Origin of the sequence: Solitalea koreensis (genome assembly GCF_900182575.1) — a bacterium.
Lineage (GTDB): Bacteria > Bacteroidota > Bacteroidia > Sphingobacteriales > Sphingobacteriaceae > Solitalea > Solitalea koreensis.
Genome location: NZ_FXSZ01000002.1, coordinates 436,007 through 454,582, shown reverse-complemented (window position 1 = coordinate 454,582; position 18,576 = coordinate 436,007). Strand labels below are relative to the sequence as shown.

10 protein-coding genes and 2 tRNA genes are annotated in these 18,576 nt (G+C 38.1%); 10 read left to right on the top strand and 2 right to left on the bottom strand.

Going from position 1 to position 18,576, the window contains the following annotated elements:
* Positions 1-89 precede the first annotated feature (89 nt).
* Positions 90-1,427 carry an MATE family efflux transporter gene (locus tag FN756_RS05015; protein WP_246085426.1) on the bottom strand — a complete coding sequence of 446 codons (1,338 nt, stop codon included), beginning with the start codon at positions 1,425-1,427 and terminating at the stop codon, positions 90-92.
* Positions 1,428-1,429: 2 nt separating this feature from the next.
* The gene (gene rnhA, locus FN756_RS05010) at positions 1,430-1,888 is read right to left on the bottom strand and encodes a ribonuclease HI (RefSeq protein ID WP_142602005.1); all 459 of its coding nucleotides are present in this window, start codon (positions 1,886-1,888) and stop codon (positions 1,430-1,432) included.
* 123 nt (positions 1,889-2,011) lie between these two features.
* On the opposite strand from rnhA, the gene FN756_RS05005 reads away from it, so the two are divergent.
* From FN756_RS05005 to FN756_RS04960, 10 genes are all read left to right on the top strand, one after another.
* Positions 2,012-2,087: transfer RNA gene (locus FN756_RS05005), tRNA-His, on the top strand.
* Between the two features lie 80 nt (positions 2,088-2,167).
* Positions 2,168-2,243, top strand: a tRNA-His gene (locus tag FN756_RS05000).
* Positions 2,244-3,503: 1,260 nt separating this feature from the next.
* On the top strand, positions 3,504-4,529 hold the full coding sequence (locus FN756_RS04995; RefSeq protein ID WP_185955182.1) for a LacI family DNA-binding transcriptional regulator: 1,026 nt from the start codon (positions 3,504-3,506) through the stop codon (positions 4,527-4,529).
* A gap of 305 nt (positions 4,530-4,834) precedes the next feature.
* Positions 4,835-7,867 carry a SusC/RagA family TonB-linked outer membrane protein gene (locus FN756_RS04990; protein WP_142602001.1) on the top strand — a complete coding sequence of 1,011 codons (3,033 nt, stop codon included), beginning with the start codon at positions 4,835-4,837 and terminating at the stop codon, positions 7,865-7,867.
* Positions 7,868-7,889: 22 nt separating this feature from the next.
* Positions 7,890-9,533: a RagB/SusD family nutrient uptake outer membrane protein gene (locus FN756_RS04985; protein ID WP_142601999.1), complete on the top strand. Its 1,644-nt coding sequence runs from the start codon at positions 7,890-7,892 to the stop codon at positions 9,531-9,533.
* A 32-nt stretch (positions 9,534-9,565) separates the two neighbouring features.
* Entirely contained in the window at positions 9,566-12,577 is a 3,012-nt protein-coding gene (locus FN756_RS04980; RefSeq protein ID WP_185955181.1) for a SusC/RagA family TonB-linked outer membrane protein, read from the top strand.
* 19 nt (positions 12,578-12,596) lie between these two features.
* The gene (locus FN756_RS04975) at positions 12,597-14,339 is read left to right on the top strand and encodes a RagB/SusD family nutrient uptake outer membrane protein (protein WP_142601996.1); all 1,743 of its coding nucleotides are present in this window, start codon (positions 12,597-12,599) and stop codon (positions 14,337-14,339) included.
* Positions 14,340-14,512: 173 nt separating this feature from the next.
* Positions 14,513-15,730: a glycosyl hydrolase family 28-related protein gene (locus tag FN756_RS04970; protein ID WP_142601994.1), complete on the top strand. Its 1,218-nt coding sequence runs from the start codon at positions 14,513-14,515 to the stop codon at positions 15,728-15,730.
* A 162-nt stretch (positions 15,731-15,892) separates the two neighbouring features.
* Positions 15,893-17,266: a glycoside hydrolase family 88/105 protein gene (locus tag FN756_RS04965; RefSeq protein ID WP_185955180.1), complete on the top strand. Its 1,374-nt coding sequence runs from the start codon at positions 15,893-15,895 to the stop codon at positions 17,264-17,266.
* A gap of 26 nt (positions 17,267-17,292) precedes the next feature.
* A complete protein-coding gene (locus tag FN756_RS04960; protein ID WP_221929016.1) occupies positions 17,293-18,561 on the top strand; it encodes a DUF2264 domain-containing protein in 1,269 nt (422 codons plus the stop codon).
* The last annotated feature ends 15 nt before the right edge of the window (positions 18,562-18,576 follow it).

Below are 18,576 nucleotides of genomic sequence, written 5' to 3'. Positions count from 1 at the left end.
ATCAATATTTTCATTTACTAAAATTAAAATTTAGATAGGTCTAAAAAATAAATAAAGAATTAATTGGCCTAAAAGAAAAGAGGTGATTGTTATTCGGTCAAATACTTAGTTCTGAATTTCCATATAGAGCCTAATGCTCTTACCAACATAAATACAATAAAGGCGATCCATATACCATAAAGTTGAAAATGAAAATGATCACCAATCCAAAGAGTGGGTATAAATCCTAAAAATGTAGCCGAAAGTAAAAGATTGCGAAGAAAAGTAGCTTCACCCAAGCCCTTATAAATCCCATCAAATATGAATGCAACAGCATTAATAGGCATCATGATGAGTAGCATCCAAAAGGTTCTGAAAAAGACATTCAGGGTTTGAGGTTCGCTTATAAATAATTTTCCTATTGGAATATATAAAACAGCTCCTAATGCACTTATAATTATAGCTACTATACAGCATATTTTGCCTAAGTCCAGCCCTAATAGCCAAAGTGTTTTAAAGTCGCGAGAGCCTAGTAATTTCCCTGATAAGGCGTTCCCCGCATTACCATAGCCATCGATAATAAAAGCTGTAAACAGAAATATATTCACCATGATGGAATGGGCTGCTATTTGTTCTTTCCCGTAACCGGTTGCATAACGATTAGCAATATAAAAAGCAAAGTTGAGGGCTGCGGTTCGTAAAAAGAGGTTAATGCTTAAATTGATTAAGCGCGAAAGTTCGGGGTGAAATTTATCAGAAAGCTTCAGGCGGAAAGGTGTTTTGGTGTACAGGAAATAAAAAGCCACTGCCAACATCATAATTTGAGTTGTTAAACTCGCATACGCCGCACCCTTAATATACATCGGGTCAATCACACCCTGTACTCCAAAAACCAATATCAAGTCAAGCGCAATATGAATTAAACCACCAGTAAGTCCAATGTACATTGACCAAACCGTGTTTTGCATGCCTCTGAAAACTCCGTAGAGTGTAAAAGTGATAAGTGTAAGCGGGAATCCCCAAACCCGTATATTAAAATAATCGACAGCGTATTGTAGTATTTTGCCGTTGGCATTATAGAGCTTAAATAGTTCTACTGAATAATAGCGACTTAGTAATGTGATAATGATGCTCATCATTAAGCTGAAGGTAATAGTTTGCGCGACTAAACTTTCAACTTTGTCGAGTTTCTTTGCGCCATAGTATTGTGAAACTATAGCAGAAATGGCCGATGATGTTTGAGCTAGAATCCAGGTCATGGCTGCAATAAGCGAGCTGGCAATACCTACTGCAGCCAATATTTCAATCGTATCAAACTTGATTTTGCCAACGATAGCAAGGTCGGTTAGAGAAATAACCGGTTCAATCACACCTGCTAGAAGAGCAGGAATAGCTAAACGGTTGATTTCTTTGAATGATATTTTGGTTGGAAGTGTAATCGTTGTCAAGATTAGGATAATTGTTCTTCGCGTTCGAAAAAGGTGTCGACCAATTCATGATTCTTGCCGGCAGCAACAGCCAGTACATCACAACGCTCGTTTTCAAGATGACCGGCATGACCTCGTATCCACTTGAATTTTACCTGATGTTTTCGATATACTTTGAGGAAGCGTTCCCATAAATCAGGGTTCTTTTTGTCTTTAAACCCTTTCTTTTGCCAGCCAAATACCCAACCTTTTTCTACAGCATCAACCACATATTTTGAATCGGAGGTAACAACTACTTGCTGATTTTCGGTCTTGATAGCTTCAAGGCCTACGATTACAGCTAATAACTCCATACGATTATTGGTTGTTCTCCTGAAACCAGCAGATAATTCCTTGTAATGTTTGCCCGAACGGAGGATAACTCCATATCCGCCTGGGCCAGGATTGCCGCTTGACGCACCATCTGTAAAAATTTCTATCATGTATCTGATTGATTACCTGCTTAAAAACTAATTTGGAGGGCAAAATTAAAGTTTTTTTTCATTTTTTTGTTGCAGGATATGTGTTTGATTGTTACTTTTGCAATCCCAAAACGGTAGAGATACGGTGGTTTTAGCTCAGTTGGTTAGAGCGCCTGATTGTGGTTCAGGAGGTCGTGGGTTCGAGCCCCATATTCCACCCTTTTAAGTTTAGCCCCTTTAATTAGATTTAAAGGGGTTTTTGTTTCAAACCAAGGTTTAATTTCCAAATGGAAGAGATATGGTGGTTTTAGCTCAGTTGGTTAGAGCGCCTGATTGTGGTTCAGGAGGTCGTGGGTTCGAGCCCCATATTCCACCCTTAAAATTGAAAGCAGCCCTAGAGGCTGCTTTTTTAGGAACGGGACAAAAGTTGTGGAGTTTGCGATAAAAAGATGATTTTTGGGATCAATCGGAAAAGTTGGGGGAGATGAATAAAATCTTTTCTTTACAGTACTTATTCAAAGTGAAAACTTCAATTTAGTTCAGTTGGTACACCCGATTGGGATTTTAGATTTTTTTTCAATTACCAAGGTTTCTCAAACCGAAGCAGCCATTCACATTTACTTACAGGAGAAGAATGAGAAGCCGGCAGAGTTTTTAAACTAGCTTGATATCCAAAGTTTTTTTGATGAGATAGAGGTTCGGGATTTTCCGATCCATGGTAAAGCCGTTTATTTATTGATAAAACAACGTATTGGGTGAATGAAACCACCGGTGATACCGTGTTTCGGAATTGGGAGCATGTGGCAAAAGGAACGCGAATGACAAAGGAATTCGCAACTTTTTCAAAAGCTATTGCTCAATACTAAGCCGGTAAGTTGCAAAAGCCTTTGAGCTTATTTTCACGTTGATGGTAAGCTATTAGAAGAACATACAGAGATCACTTAAGCAACCTCTTCTCTTGTGATCAACGGGAGCATGCCGAAGAGTGGATTCTTTTTGAGGATAGCATCGGTTCCTACCTAAGCATTGACGTTTGTCTGTTTCAAGTCACTTTTGAACAGCATCGTCTTTAATTTCCTAATATCATGAATTATAGACCTTTTTACCCTTAAATTGATAGGTTAACCCTGTCGATAATGCTATTGGAGATGCTGGCGTAAAACATTTACCAAATGCTCCCTAAACATTCATTGTTAGCGTATAATTCATTACTTCACATTCATTAGATTTCCAAATATTTCAACACCTTTGAAATTGTAATCAGCCAGATTAATTGTGCTTACACATTTTTTAATTCAAACAAGGTGCGATCATTATACAGTTGAGTATTTGCATTAATCCAGATAGTAAGAACTATTGGGCTACCAGCCAGTTATTGTTTACAAAAATAATGTAATCGATTGCGGTAAATTTGTAATTTAAAGGGTTTGGGAAGACCTGATGGATTGAAGTCTATAAATTTGTTGGGCGATTTTATTCAATAAGTACTTTGGGTTTTTCGACAGGAATCATTTAGATAAAAACCTGCAAATGATAGTCATTGTTGAGGGCACTTAGATCGCACAGTGCGTTATTTATAATTTACATTTCCACAGATAGTTAGTTAATTCATATGAATAATATTTGTTTCTATAAAATGAATGATAAAGAAATAACGATTTATGATATAGCGGAGAAGTTGGGGCTTTCTTCTGCAACGGTTTCCAGAGCCTTAAACGGAGGCAAAGGAAATAAAAAAGCAACTGTCGATCTTGTAATAGAAACTGCCCGTAAGATGGGGTATCGACCTAATACAATTGCATCAAGCCTTCGAAAAAAAGAAACCAAAACAGTTGGTTTAATAGTTCCTCGTATCGACATGCACTTTCATTCAATGGTCATCAGCGGGGTGCAGGACAAGGCGCGTGAGTATGGATACAATTTGCTTATTTCCCAATCAAATGAAGATGTAAATATAGAGGCGGAACTGGTGAGTACCATGTTTTCAAGTAGAGTGGATGGCTTAATGTTGTCGACGACGATGTTTACAAGTGAAATCGCCGTAATTGAATCTTTCAATAAACAAAAAAATCCGTTCGTGTTTTTTGACCGGGTGCCACAAAATTATATGGGTCCGGTAATTGAAGGTGACGACTACCTTGGCGGTTATATGGCCACAGAACATTTGATATTGAACGGTTGCAAAAGAATAGCCCATTTCTCAGGGCCAATGGGGTCAAATATTTATAAAAACAGATTGGCTGGTTATAAAGATGCGCTGATAAAACATAATCTACCTGTTGATGAGGAGATAATATTTGAACACATTCTCACCAAAGATTCCTCATTAAGTGCAAGCGAGCAAATGTTTGGATTAAAAAAGGTGCCTGACGCTCTTTTTGCATCCAATGATTTATCCGCAATTGTTGCTGCTCAAACTGCAAAAGCTAAAGGCTTGGCTATTCCGGATGATTTTGCTGTGGTAGGTTATTCGAATGATCCAAGAACAGAGATTTTTGTACCTGCTATTACTTCGGTTGATCAGGCAGCCTATGAAATGGGGCATTTGGTGTTTCAAACGTTGTATCAACAAATGAATTCCGAGGAATCACTTATTTTACCTAGAAAACAGGTGGTTGGTGTTCACCTGATTGAAAGGGAGTCGAGCAAACGGCATAAATAATTGTTTTTGTTCTTCGTTCTTTACCGAAGGATTCAGTTAACGTAGCCTACCTTCATCTTTTTTTGGCACATTGAGAATGTACATCCAGGCAAGGCATTTACACTTCTTTAATAGCCCTTAAAATCGCCACCCAGTTCATAAATTCAAATTTATACCTTGTGTGAAAATTTACGCAAACGTTTGCATGAAAAAAATGTAATCGATTACGTTTTTAGAAAATTATATTCGCTCTTGGATGGTTTGAAGTCACTTGTTTTAAGAGGCTCAGAACAAATCAGATAAGATGCAACCAATATTCAATTTATATGATTAAAGTTTACGTAAACCCAGGAGGTGTTTTGTGGAAATCCAAAGACACCCAAAAAACTGACCGCTGTAAATCGTGGTTCTCACTTTTTTTGATCTTATTGATTTTGTTTCCGTGCAGCATGCTGAAAGCCCAGACAACTCAAGTAACAGGAACCGTAGTGGACGATGCTAAACTGCCACTACCGGGAGTAGCTGTCGTCGTGAAAGGTACCACACGAAGTACTCAAACTGATGGAGATGGACATTTTAAAATTGCTGCCCAAAAAACGGATGTTCTTCAGTTTTCTATGTTTGGAAAAGTCACTACTGAGCTAACGGTAAATAACAAAACAAGTTTTGATGTTAGGTTGGAGGCAAGTGATTTTACATCAGAAACCGTTCAGTTTCTTTACGGAACCCATAAGACTAAAACCTTTTCAGGAGCAGTTGCAACTATTAAGGGTGATGACATTAATACAGTAGGTTCACCGTCGTCGAGTAATGCTCTTGCAGGTAGATTGTTAGGCTTAATTTCTTCCCAATCCATTTCTTTTGGAAATGATGCGTCCAATTTCTCGCTTAGAAATTTTTCTCCGGTAATTATTGTTGATGGTCAAGTACGTGATATTGATCAAATCAACACCAATGAAATTGCTGAGATCAGTGTTTTAAAAGATCCGGCTTCCCTGGCTCCATTTGGTATGCGTAGCTCAGACGGGATAATTGTTGTGAAAACCAAGAGCGGATCTGCGCAAAAGCAAACGATCAGTTTTTCTGCTCAAGGGGCGCTTCAAAAACCTACGTACTTGCCTAAGTACCTTGATTCTTATAATTATGCTGTTCTGTCAAACGAAGCAGCAAGGAATGATGGTAGCACAGCGCCTTATACACAAGCTGATTTGGATGCATATAAAAATGGGACTGATCCTAATGGGCATCCAAATGTAGATTGGTTGAAATTGGCCTTAAAACCTACCTATAACTTTACCCGATATAATTTTAATGCAACAGGAGGAAATGCTTCTGCTCGTTATTTCGTATCTCTTGAAAACATGAATCAGGGAGGGATGTTTAATGTTGGCTCACAAGATTATAATACCAATAACGATTACAACAGATATTCATTTCGTTCGAATGTAGATGTTGATATTGATAAGAACACAAGTGTAGGATTACGCCTCGCCGGTAAATTTGAAAAAGCCAATTCTCCTGGTGCTGGTATCAGTTCTATCATGAGTGCGTTAAAAAGTACTCCTGCAAATGCCTACCCGGTATTTATTTCGGATACTACATTATTAGGCGGTAATTCATTTTATAATGGTAATATCTATGGATTAATTAACAAAACCGGCTATAATCGTGAAAACAGAAGAACAGCATTTGTAGATGCAGACATTAACCGTAAACTTAATTTTATTACAGAAGGCCTTTCCGCTACAGGTTCAGTTCATTACACTTCTTATTATAGCAATACAGTTTTTAGAAGTCGTTCTAACTTTGCTGTTTACCAATTAACGGTTGACCCTGCTACTAAAAATAAAACTTACCAGCAGTTTGGAACGAATGCAAATTACTCAAGTTCTAATAGTTATGGAAATAGTTTTTCGAGACGTTTGAGTTTTGATGGAGGCTTGGCTTATAATCATTCTTTTGATAAACATGGCATTGATGCAACTGTACGCTATACATGGGATCAGTATGATATAGGCACGTCGCTAACTCATGCTTATAATGGTATTATGGGTCGCGTAAGTTATGATTTTAATGAAAAGCTTTTTGCTGATGCGGCATTCAGCTACCAAGGTACAGAACAGTACGTAAAAGGAAGCCGATATGGATTCTTCCCTGCTATGTCTGTTGGTTATGACCTTGCTAAAGAAGATTTCTTAAAAACCTCTGGTATTAATCAGTTGAAATTTAAGGTATCTGGTGGTTTGTTAGGTTTTGACCGCGCATCAAATTATGCCTACCAACCGTATTATACTTCTAGTAGCAATGCTTATTATTTTGGTAACTCTGGAACAGCTATGGGAGGATGGAACGAAGCCGCTATTGCAAATCCTAATATTACTTGGGAGAAATCTAAAGTGTTTAATGCCGGTATCGACGCCCGTATGCTTAATAATAAATTGGGAGTAACGGTTGAATACTTTAACAAATACAGATATGATGTATTGCAAACACCAGGCACTTCAAACACACTTTTAGGATTAAGCTATCCTGATGAAAACTTGGGTAAATATCGTCATGCAGGTATTGAGTTAGGTTCTGATTATAGCGTTCGTTTAGGTAAAGTTGACCTAAGTTTAGCGGCCAATGCTCAGTTGTTTGATAGTAAAGTGATTTTCCAGGATGAGGTAAACCGTCCGTATGATTATCAATATAGAACCGGTGAGCGTGTTGGCCAGCCGTTTGGCTTAGTTGCTTTGGGTTTATTCCAATCACAAGCAGAAATCGATGTTAGTCCAACTCAGTTTGGTGTAGCTCTTCAGCCTGGTGATATTAAGTATAAAGATTTGAACGGTGATAAGGTAATTGATGATAATGATGTCACTGCAATCGGAAAAAAATCGGCTCCAATTTACTACTCGGGTTCATTAGGCTTGAAATACCAAGGTTTTGATTTCTCTGCGGTGGTGCAGGGTGTTGCCAATAAAGATTTCTTCTTTACCGGAATCAATGCATGGGAGTTTCAGAATAATGGAGTATCAGCTGGTACCGTACAAAATTTACACTTAAACCGTTGGACGCCGGAAACTGCTGCTACTGCTACTTATCCGCGTTTAACGTATGGAACCAATGTTAACAATCATCGTACTTCTACTTATTGGATCAAAGATGGGGATTATCTACGTGTGAAGAATGTAGAGTTAGGTTACACGTTACCATCTTCTGCCTCAAATAAAATCCACCTTTCAAATTTCAGAGTATTTGTTAATGCATATAATCCATTAACCATTACCAAGCTTAAGGATATGGATCCGGAAGCATTATTCAATTTCTATCCTCTGTACAAAAGTTATACAGTAGGGCTTAGTGTTAAGTTTTAACAATAGTTAGAAGGATATCAATATGAAAAGAAACTTTATATTAATTGGCTGTTTGTTTTTTTCGTTGTTACTTTCTTCTTGTGAGAAAGATGTAATGACGCAGCTACCTGTAGATCGTACGGATATTACCGACATTTTTAGCCCGAAAGACAAAGAGGGTAATATGATAAATGAGTATGTATCAAGTATTTACGCACAGTTGCCTCGTGGTTTTAACCGTATTGGTAGTAATGTTTTAGATGCGGCTACTGATGATGCGGTTAGTGCAAGCTCAACAACTGTTGAAGTAGATAAGTTTAAAATAGGTCAAGTGAGTCCTACGGATTTACCTGAAAACCCATGGGCAAGTAACTATGCTGCAATTAGACGTGTTAATGTATTACTTGCTAATATAGACAACTCAGGAATACCTCTGGTTCGTAAAGATGCTATTAAAGCTGAAGTACGTTTTTTACGAGCTATGTTTTATTTTGAGTTGGTAAAACGTTGGGGAAATGTTCCATTGGTGGGTGATAAGGTTTTTGCCGTAGATGATAACTTATCATTAGCACGCAATACCCGCCAAGAGTGTGTAAACTATATCGTGAGCGAGTGTGATGCAATTAAAGGTAAGGTGCTGCTCACTACTGATGCTTCCTATGAGACTGGTCGCGTTAGCAAGGGTGCTGTCTTAGCCTTAAAAGCCCGTTTATTGTTATATGATGCGAGCCCATTATACAATCCAACCAATGACATAACTAAATGGCAAGCGGCAGCAGCTGCGGCTAAGGAACTTATGGACATGGGTGTTTACCAGCTTGTAGCGTCAGGCAGCTTTGGAACTATGTTCACAACCCGTAATAACACCGAATTTATTTTAGCATATCAACAAGCTGATAATACTTCAGTGGAATCGTTAAATGAGCCGCCGGGCTTTCAGCGTGCCGGTAAGGGTTATACCAATCCTACCCAGGATTTAGTGGAAGCTTTCAAGATGAAGAACGGTAAAAGTATTACTGACCCTACTTCAGGATATAATCAGGCAGCTCCTGCTACAAATAGGGATATTCGTTTTGCCCTTACTATTTTTTATAACGGGATGAGCTGGTTAAATACCCCTCTAGAATTGTTCGAAGGAGGTAAAAATAATTCGAAACCAGGCGTAGGTAGCGGAACAAAGACTGGGTATTATATGCGTAAGTTTATGACTACCACAGGATCTGCAGCTTCTTTCACAAGTGCTACACATAACTTCCCGCTCTTTAGATATGCTGAAGTTTTATTAAACTATGCTGAAGCGCAAAATGAAGCTTTAGCAAGCCCTGATGCTTCTGTTTATACAGCCATCAATCTCATTCGTACTCGTGCAGGTTTTACAACTCCACTAGCTGCAGGAAGCTTAACGCAAGCACAGATGCGCGATATTATCCGTAATGAGCGCCGTTGTGAGTTTGCCTTTGAGGAGCACAGATTTTGGGATATACGCCGCTGGAATATTGCCAAAGATGTGTTAAACGGTAGTTTGAGAGGTTTGAAAATCACCAAAGACCCTGTGACCTCAGCTTTAACGTATCAGATCGTGAATGTGCAAAATGTTACATATGATCAAAAAATGAATCTCTATCCAGTTCCTTTTTCGGAGTTAATGAGAAATAATCAATTAGACCAAAATCAAGGATGGAACTAGCGAAAATGAATGATTTTTTAGACAGAATTCCAATGAAGAAGATATATTTATTAATGGTGTGTTTATTAGCTGTAATACAGGTAATGGCACAGAATCGAACAGTTAGTGGTACTGTTTATGATAAAATTGGTCCTTTGCCAGGGGTAAGTGTGATCATTGCAGGTACAACTAATGGAGCTGCAACTGATGCTGATGGTAAGTTCTCTATTAAAAATGCTCCTGCTACCGGAAAATTAATTTTCACATTAATCGGTTTTAATACTAGAGAATTAGTATTGGATAAAAAAATAGTTTATAATGTAACACTTGAGGAGGAGGCTCAAGATTTAGGAGAAGTTGTTGTAGTTGCTTTTGGTGTGCAAAAGAAACCTACAGTAACCGGAGCTATTGCCTCTGTAAGTGGAAAGGAGCTTAGACAAAGCCCTGCCGCTAACTTAACCAATGCTTTGGCTGGTCGTTTACCAGGTCTTTTCTCTCAACAAAATAGCGGACAGCCTGGTAAAGATGCAGCTAATCTTCAAATCAGGGGGGTTAGTTCTTTTAGAGGAGGAACGAGTCCCTTATTTATTGTGGATGGAATACAACAAGAAAGTATCGGTCAAATTGATATGAATGAGGTAGAAAATATCTCTATCTTAAAAGATGCTTCTGCTACCGCTGTGTATGGGGTGAAAGGTGCCAACGGGGTTATTATTATTACTACCCGTCGCGGAAAAACTGGTGAACCTCAAGTGAGCTTTAGTGCTCAATCTGGAGTAAATATGGTTAATCGGATGCCTAAGTTTTTAGATTCTTATAATGCTCTTACCTTATTAAAGGAGAGTTATGTAAATGACAAAATAGGCGCTAATTTCCCATATTCTGAAACGGATATGGAACATTTTAGAAGTGGAGACATGCCTGAGGTATACCCAAATGTAGATTGGTATAAGGAGTTGATGAACAAAGCTTCGGTGCAAACTCAGTATAATGCCAATATATCAGGAGGTACAGAGAGTGTTAAGTATTTCGTATCTGCGGGCTATTTAGACCAAGGTGGAATTTTTAAAAACTTTAAAGAAAGTGAAACGGATAATGGTTATTATTTTAAACGCTATAATTTCCGTTCCAACGTTGATATTAATGTTAATAAGAATCTTGATTTAACACTTGACCTTTCTTCTCAGCTACAAAATGTAAATCAACCGCATCCTAGAGAGGCTGGTCGCTCTGTATTTAACCAGTTGATGCGTCTTGGTGCTGCTCCTTATTCGTTCCCAATTTACAATCCTGATGGTTCTTATGGTGCCCCGGTTGAAACTAATATGCACCCGAATATGGTAGCGCAATTAACCTTAGCCGGTTATGACAGAAGTTATCAAACTGATCTTTCTACTACTGTTAGCGCCACTCATAAGTTAGATTTTCTGTTAAAAGGATTGTCGGCTAAAGCACAAATGGCTTTTTCAAATAATCAGTATTCGTTAAAGAATTTATACAGAGATGATTATCCTACTTATCGTTATAATGCAACTAACGCTTCTTATTTACTATGGAACCCGGCTGCTCCAGTATTGAGACCTTATATATTATCTACAGGCAATCAGGCTCCAAAAACAATTACTGATATTCAAACATCATTAAATTATACAAATACGTTTGGTAAACATAATCTTAGTGTATTAGCATTATACAATCAAAATACAAAGCTTGTAGGATCTAATAGGCCTATTAGTTATTTAGGATATGTTGGTCGTATGACTTATAATTATAACCATCGCTATTTATTAGAGTTGAATGCTGGGTACAATGGTTCAAACTCTTTTAATAACCAAAATCATTTCGGGTTTTTCCCTGCAGTTTCAGCAGGTTGGGTCTTAAGTGAAGAGCCATTCATTAAAAACCACGCGAAGTTTATTGATTTCATGAAAATTCGTGGTTCTTATGGTTTAGTAGGTAATGATGATATTGGTATTGCTTTAGACACTTATGCTTATTTAAGCACTTACGTTAACTCGGGGTCTTATAGTTTTGGCGAAAGTAATGCAACTTACACTGGTTTGGCAGAAGGTAAAATTGGTAATCCAAACCTTAACTGGGAAAAAGAGAGAAAATCAAACATCGGTTTTGAAACTCAATTGTTTAAATCAAAGTTGAACATTACGGCAGATTACTTTGATAACTACCGTTACGATATTATTACTACTCGGGCTACCGTAGGCCAAATTGTTGGGGTTACCTTGCCTGAAATGAACATGGGTAAAGTAAGTAATAAAGGTTTTGAATTAGAGATTGGCCACAACAATAACATTGGAAAGGTTGGCTATTTTCTGAAAGCAAATGTGGCTTATGCTAAAAATAAGGTGTTGGAGCGTGATGAACCTCAAAAAGCCTATGATTATTTAATGGCTACTGGTCAATCTGTTAACCAACCATTTGGATGGACAGCTATAGGATTTTGGACAGCAGAAGAACTTGCAAATGCTAATAACGCAAGGCAGACAGGAGTTTTATCGCCGGGTGATATTAGATATAAAGATTTAAATAATGACGGTGTTATTAACGATAACGATAAAGGCCCAATTGGAAATCCGATAATTCCTAATACCACTTTTGGTTTCTCTGCTGGAGCTAATTATAACGGATTTGATTTTAGCTTCTTGCTGCAAGGATCAAGGAACAGTAGCCTAACATTAAACAGTGAACTTGTTTATGACAACTTGGGTAAATTTCAGGAATTTCATTTAGGTCGTTGGACACCAGAAACGGCAGCTACTGCTACTTATCCTACATTACACTTCTCAAATGGAGTTAATAGAGTTGCATCATCATTTTGGCAATATTCAGGTGATTATCTTCGCCTAAAAAATGTTGAGATAGGATACACTCTTACTCCTGCTGTTATTAAACGTGTTGGTATTCAAAGTTTACGTCTATATACTAATGCTTCTAACATCTTTACCTGGGATAAGGTAAAAATTGTTGATCCTGAGTCTCCATCCGGTCGCGGTGAAAATTATCCACAACAACGAGTATTTAGCTTTGGTTTAAATGCTAATTTTTAATCCAACAAATTATTAAAACATGAAAATCTCTAAATATTTAATCTTACCAGCTTTTGCTTTCGCTTTATTAGCTTGTCAGAAAGAGGGTGTGTTAACCAATGATACGCAAACAGATATATTTGATGAAGATGTTTGGTCTGATAGTATCAAAACTGTTCAGGTATTAACAAGTGCTTATAGTGGTTTGGGACCGGAAAGTTATATGACTCGTATCAACACCTCGAATACCTTGTCGGAGTATTCTGACGAATCAGACGAGCGCTGGTCTACTACCGTTCCGAGTACTTTTACAAATACTTTTCAAAATGGTACATACACGGCTAGCTCAATCCCGGCACCATTTAATACTCTTTGGGGCGACACTTATAAAGCTATTCGTATTATTAATTTATTTATTACACGTGTAGATGAGTCTCCATTATCCGCGAAAGGAAAAAAAAGAATGAAAGCTGAAGCTCGTTTTTTACGTGCATGGTTTTATCATATTTTAACAAAAACCTATGGAGGGGTTCCTATTATTGATAGAGTTTTGGCTGTCAATGAGGATCTTAATTTACCGCGTAATACTTACGAAGAATGTGTGAATTTTGTGACCAAAGATCTGGATGCAGCAGCTGCTGATCTTCCGATTAGTTATGTTGGACAGGATTATGGGCGCGCCACTAAGGGTGCTTGCCTAGCCTTGAAGGCCAGAGTTTTACTATTTGCAGCAAGCCCTTTATTTAATGGAGGTCAATTGGCCGCAAATAAAGATGCGATATACGGTTACAAAGAGTATTCACCAAATCGTTGGGTTTTAGCTCGAGATGCGGCAAAAGCCGTAATTGATATGGGTGTGTACTCACTAATGCTAGGAACAAACAATGATAACAGCACTGCCGAAGGTTTTTATAAAGTGTTTTTAACGCGTAATAATCCGGAAATGATTTTCATGCGTCTTTCAGGTAGTAATCGTAGTTATGAAAGTTCACATTTGCCTAAAAGCCGCGGTGGATCTCTTCATACTTCCCCTAACGGCAATTATGTAAATACCTTCCCTATGGCTAATGGTAAGCCGATTGCAGATCCAACCTCGGGCTATGATCCGCAAAATCCTTATGTAGGTCGTGATCCTCGTTTTTACCGTTCTGTTATTTATAATGGAGCTACTTGGAAAACTACTTCTGGCACTTTCGGTCCGGTATATACGTATTTAAATGCTCCAACAGATGGACTAACCATTCCGTTTACAAGTGTTGGCACTCAAAGTGGTTACTTTAACCGTAAAATGATGAGTGAAGATGTTACCGGTTCTACCGGTGGCGCAGAGCATTTATTCCCATTCTTAAGATATGCAGAGGTGCTCTTAAACTATGCAGAAGCCCTGAATGAGAATGGACAAACTGCTGAAGCTTATGCTCCTATGGCCGAAATTCGTAAAAGAGCTGGTTTAAATCCGTTTAATCTTCCTACAGGTTTGACACAAGATCAAATGCGAACTTATATTCGCGATGAGCGTCGTATTGAATTGGCATTCGAGGAACATCGTTTTTATGATATCAGACGTTGGAAAATTCTTCCTGACACATATTGTAAACCATTACGTATGATGGTAATTACGCCAAAAAGTGGAACTATTACCCCATTAGGTACTAATTATACCTACGAGGAAAGAGATTTTGTTAAGCCTCCTTGTCCGTATAATGATAATATGTATTTGTTACCGATTCCTCAGTCACAAATTAATATTTCTTCAAATTTAAAACAAAACCCAGGCTGGTAAAATAAACCCGAATTTTCTCATTGATTTTTGTCATTCTGAATAAAAAAGAAATGAATAGAATCATTTCTAATATCAGAATGACAAAAAATCTTTAGAGTTCGGTACCTCTTGTTCTAAACCATATTGTGTCTTGTATAAAGGAGAATTAACACTTGGATAAGCATTGTAATAACATGAAGCTGAATCGAATCGTTATTTTATTTTTTTTGTTTTTTGTTAAAAGTTTTTCTTATGCTCAGGTACATTCACAATTATGGGGCAGAAAAGGTGAGAAATGGGATAAAACAAAGATTCCTGATTTTACAAAAGCAGGATATAAAAGTGGTAATGCAGGAATACCTAATTTTCCAACTGGTGTAAACGTTTGTGATTTTGGTGCGGTTGGCGATGGAGTTTCTGATAATACAAATGCTTTTAGAAAAGCAATTGCCAGCTGTGGCCGCAATAAAGCGGTGTTTATTCCTGCTGGTGTTTACCTCTTGAAAGATACTATTCAATTCAGCAAAAGCAATATCTGCCTGAGAGGAGATAAAACACATCCTCCTACAATTTATTTTGAGAAAGGACTTGAACAATTATATCCTCATTATAATCAGGAATGGCCAAAGCAATCAGATTGGTCGTGGGAGGGCGGTATGATTCGTTTTGAAGGTAATATAGAAAATGTCGGAATCCAAAATTGTAATATTAAGTTTCCCGATAGCGCCTGGGCCGGACACAATTTTCACGAACGAGGCTACAATGGCATTGCTTTCGGCAGGAATGTTCATAATGCTTGGATGCGCTCGGTGAGGTTAACTAATACTGATATTGGTGTATGGGTGGAGAGAAGTGCACACCATATTACTATTGAAAACTTGGTATTGGATTTTGGTGCCAACCGAAATGCTCAAAAACTACAAGGGCACCATGGTATAACCATTTATGGGGGATATAACTTGATTCAGAACTTCCAAATCAAAGGGAAATACTCTCATGACCTGTCTGTTGAAAGTTCTTTAAGTGTATTTAACGTTTTTAGAAACGGAAAAGCAACCGATTTGTGTATTGATCACCATAATCACGACCAGCGGAACAATCTCTTTACTAATTTAGATGCTGGTATAGGTAGTCGACTTTATCTTTCAGGTGGCAATGAAGGACCATGGGGGCTGAGCGTTAATGAAACTTATTGGAACATAACAGCTCAAAGAAATATGCCTTATTGTAACGTTCATGATGATGCTTCCAAGCAATCAGTGAACAATGTTGCTGTGGGTATAAAGACTAATCTTCCTTCTTCGTTAAATGATGTGCATAATAATTGGTTCGAAACGATAAGCCCTACTGATCTTTATCCAAAGGACTTGTATCTGGAACAGCGGAAACGATTAAAGCTTAAACGTTACTAAGAATGTTAAATATTAATGACCCACATAATATGCCGATAGTATTATGATACAGTTGTCTGTACTATATACAGTAAAATAAAATAAGCAAAAGGAGTAATACAGTAAACCGTTTAAAAGGACTGTGCAACGTAATTAAATTAAATGCTATATATAAATCTAAGAATGCGTAAATCAACATTTTTGTTATTTCTTGTACTTGTTTTCAATAATACAGTCAATGCACAAAGCGAATTAAATGCATTGCGAGCCGATAGTATTTTCCATCAAATGAAAAGGGTGGCTGATTGGCAATGGAAAACCTTAGATACAGAAGGCTGGAAAAATCCTAAAAAGGATTGGACCAGTGGGGCGATGTATGCTGGCATGGTGGCTTGGGCTAAGGTGGCCAATGACGAAACTTATTTTAAAAAATTGATACAGGTTGGAGAAGACAATAAATGGAAAGTGGGTAAGTACCGACACTTTGCCGATGATTATTGCGTTGGGCAGCTCTACTCACAACTTTACACCATTTATAAAGATCCAAGGTATATTGAAGACTTCAAGACCCTAGCAGATACCATTGCTATGTTGCCACATACAGAAGGTCTGGAATGGAAAAATGGAATTCATATGCGTGAATGGGCCTGGTGTGATGCCTTGTTTATGGGACCTCCGGCATTAGCTTATTTGGCTGAAGCCACAGGAGATTTAAAATATTTGGATTGTACCGCAAAGTTATGGTGGAAATCAACGGAGTACTTGTACGATAAAGATGAACACCTTTATTACAGAGATAGCCGTTACTTCAATAAAAAAGAGAAGAACGGAGCAAAAGTGTTTTGGAGTCGTGGTAATGGTTGGGTAATGGGCGGATTGGTAAGAGTTCTTTCCGTAATGCCTAAAAATCATCCTGATAGAGAGAAATTTGTCCAATTATTCAAAGATATGTCGGCTAAAGTTGCAAGCATACAACAACCTGATGGTAGTTGGCATGCTAGTTTACTAGATCCAACCTCATATTCGGCAAAGGAAACCAGTGGGACAGGTTTCTTCTGTTATGCTTTAGCCTGGGGAATTAATCAAGGTCTTTTACCGTATAAAAAATACTCATCTGTGGTTGCTAAAGCCTGGGATGCCCTCACAACGTCTATACATCCTAATGGTAAACTAGGTTTTGTACAGGCACAGGGTGCAGCTCCTGATAAAGTGACTTACGATGATACCGATGTGTATGGTGTTGGAGCATTTTTATTAGCAGGTTCTGAAATGTTGCGCATGACCATTGATCAGGAAAAAAACACAGCCTTGGTGGTAGCCATTAACTCTACTGCATCGGAAAAGAATGAAAAAGTAACAGTGGAATGGTCTTCAGTAGTATCACAAATTAAGAAGGCGAAAGTAAAAGCTCTTGTTGTTGAAGATGCTATAACCGGGCAGTCTGTTCCATTTGAATATGTTTATAATAAAGAGAGTAAGCCTGAATCAATTGTTTTTCAAACATCTTTAACTCCGGGTGGAAACAAGCTTTTTAAAATTAAAAGGATCAGTAATTAACATAAACTCCTATAATCATAAATAGTATGACAACATTTAAAAGAACAGGTGGAATGATGCTTGTTTTGATTGTTTTGCTTGGCTTTAGCAATACTTCGGTATATGCTCAAAAGAAAAAAAGCGAAAAAACTGTTCTAACCACCGGTCTTCAGGATCGCGAATACTGGAGCAATTTATTATATAAAATGGCTTCACCTGTTATATTCAACCTGGCCAATGGAGCGTTGAGAAAAAATATGCCGGTGGAAGTTCCTCCTGGAGCAAAACCGGATTCTTACCAAAAAGTGACCCATCTGGAAGCTGTTGGGCGTACCATGGCGGGAGTGGCTCCCTGGCTAGCTTTACCTGATGACGATACTAAAGAAGGAAAGATGCGTAAGGAATTACGTACGGCTTTATTAAAAGGTATCGCCAATGCCGTTAATCCTACAAGTCCTGATTATTTGAATTTTAGAACGGAAGCCCAACCGATCGTGGATGCGGCTTATATGGCACAGGCATTTTTAAGAGCGCCGAAAGCATTATGGGAGCCATTGGATGACCTCACCAAGAAAAGAGTTGCAGAAGAATTTAAAGCCCTACGTACCCGAACCGGAGCCTATAACAATTGGCTACTGTTTGCAGGGATCAACGAAGCTTTTTTAATGAGTATTGGTGAGCAGGCTGACCCAGCGCGTATTGAAATTGCTAAACATAAAATTGAAGAATGGTATAAAGGCGATGGCTGGTACAGCGATGGTGAGCATTTTAGTTTCGATTACTATAATGCATACGTAATTCACCCGATGCTAGTTGATTTTTATAAAGTATTGGTGGATAAAAAAAGACTTAAATCAGAGGAGTATGATAGGGCTTTAAAACGTATGGTTCGTTATTCAGAATTTTCAGAACGCTTTATCGCTCCGGATGGTACTTATCCTGCATTTGGCCGTTCTATTACTTATCGTACTGCAGCGTTTCAGGCTTTAGCGCAAGTGGCATTGATGGAGAAATTACCGGAACATGTCCAGCCTTCACAGGTGCGCTGCGCTTTAAGTGCGGTAATGCACCGCATGTATGATCAGTGCAATAATTTTGACAGCAATGGCTGGTTGGTGTTGGGCTTTTGCGGTTCACAACCTATGATTGCCGACGGCTACACTTCTACAGGAAGCTTATACATGGCTACTTTAGGATTTTTACCACTGGGCTTACCTGCTGACAATAAATTCTGGACAGACCCAGCGACTGATTGGACTTCAAAGAAGGCATGGAACAGCCAACCATTTAAGAAAGATTATAAAGTAGAATATTAATTGAATTTATATTAT

Coding starts and splice junctions, on each gene's coding strand:
- FN756_RS04975 (WP_142601996.1), top strand. CDS start 12,597: ATGAAAATCTCTAAATATTTAATCTTACCAGCTTTTGCTTTCGCTTTA.
- FN756_RS04985 (WP_142601999.1), top strand. CDS start 7,890: ATGAAAAGAAACTTTATATTAATTGGCTGTTTGTTTTTTTCGTTGTTA.
- FN756_RS04960 (WP_221929016.1), top strand. CDS start 17,293: ATGACAACATTTAAAAGAACAGGTGGAATGATGCTTGTTTTGATTGTT.
- FN756_RS04995 (WP_185955182.1), top strand. CDS start 3,504: ATGAATGATAAAGAAATAACGATTTATGATATAGCGGAGAAGTTGGGG.
- FN756_RS04980 (WP_185955181.1), top strand. CDS start 9,566: ATGAAGAAGATATATTTATTAATGGTGTGTTTATTAGCTGTAATACAG.
- rnhA (WP_142602005.1), bottom strand. CDS start 1,888: ATGATAGAAATTTTTACAGATGGTGCGTCAAGCGGCAATCCTGGCCCA.
- FN756_RS04970 (WP_142601994.1), top strand. CDS start 14,513: ATGAAGCTGAATCGAATCGTTATTTTATTTTTTTTGTTTTTTGTTAAA.
- FN756_RS04990 (WP_142602001.1), top strand. CDS start 4,835: ATGATTAAAGTTTACGTAAACCCAGGAGGTGTTTTGTGGAAATCCAAA.
- FN756_RS04965 (WP_185955180.1), top strand. CDS start 15,893: ATGCGTAAATCAACATTTTTGTTATTTCTTGTACTTGTTTTCAATAAT.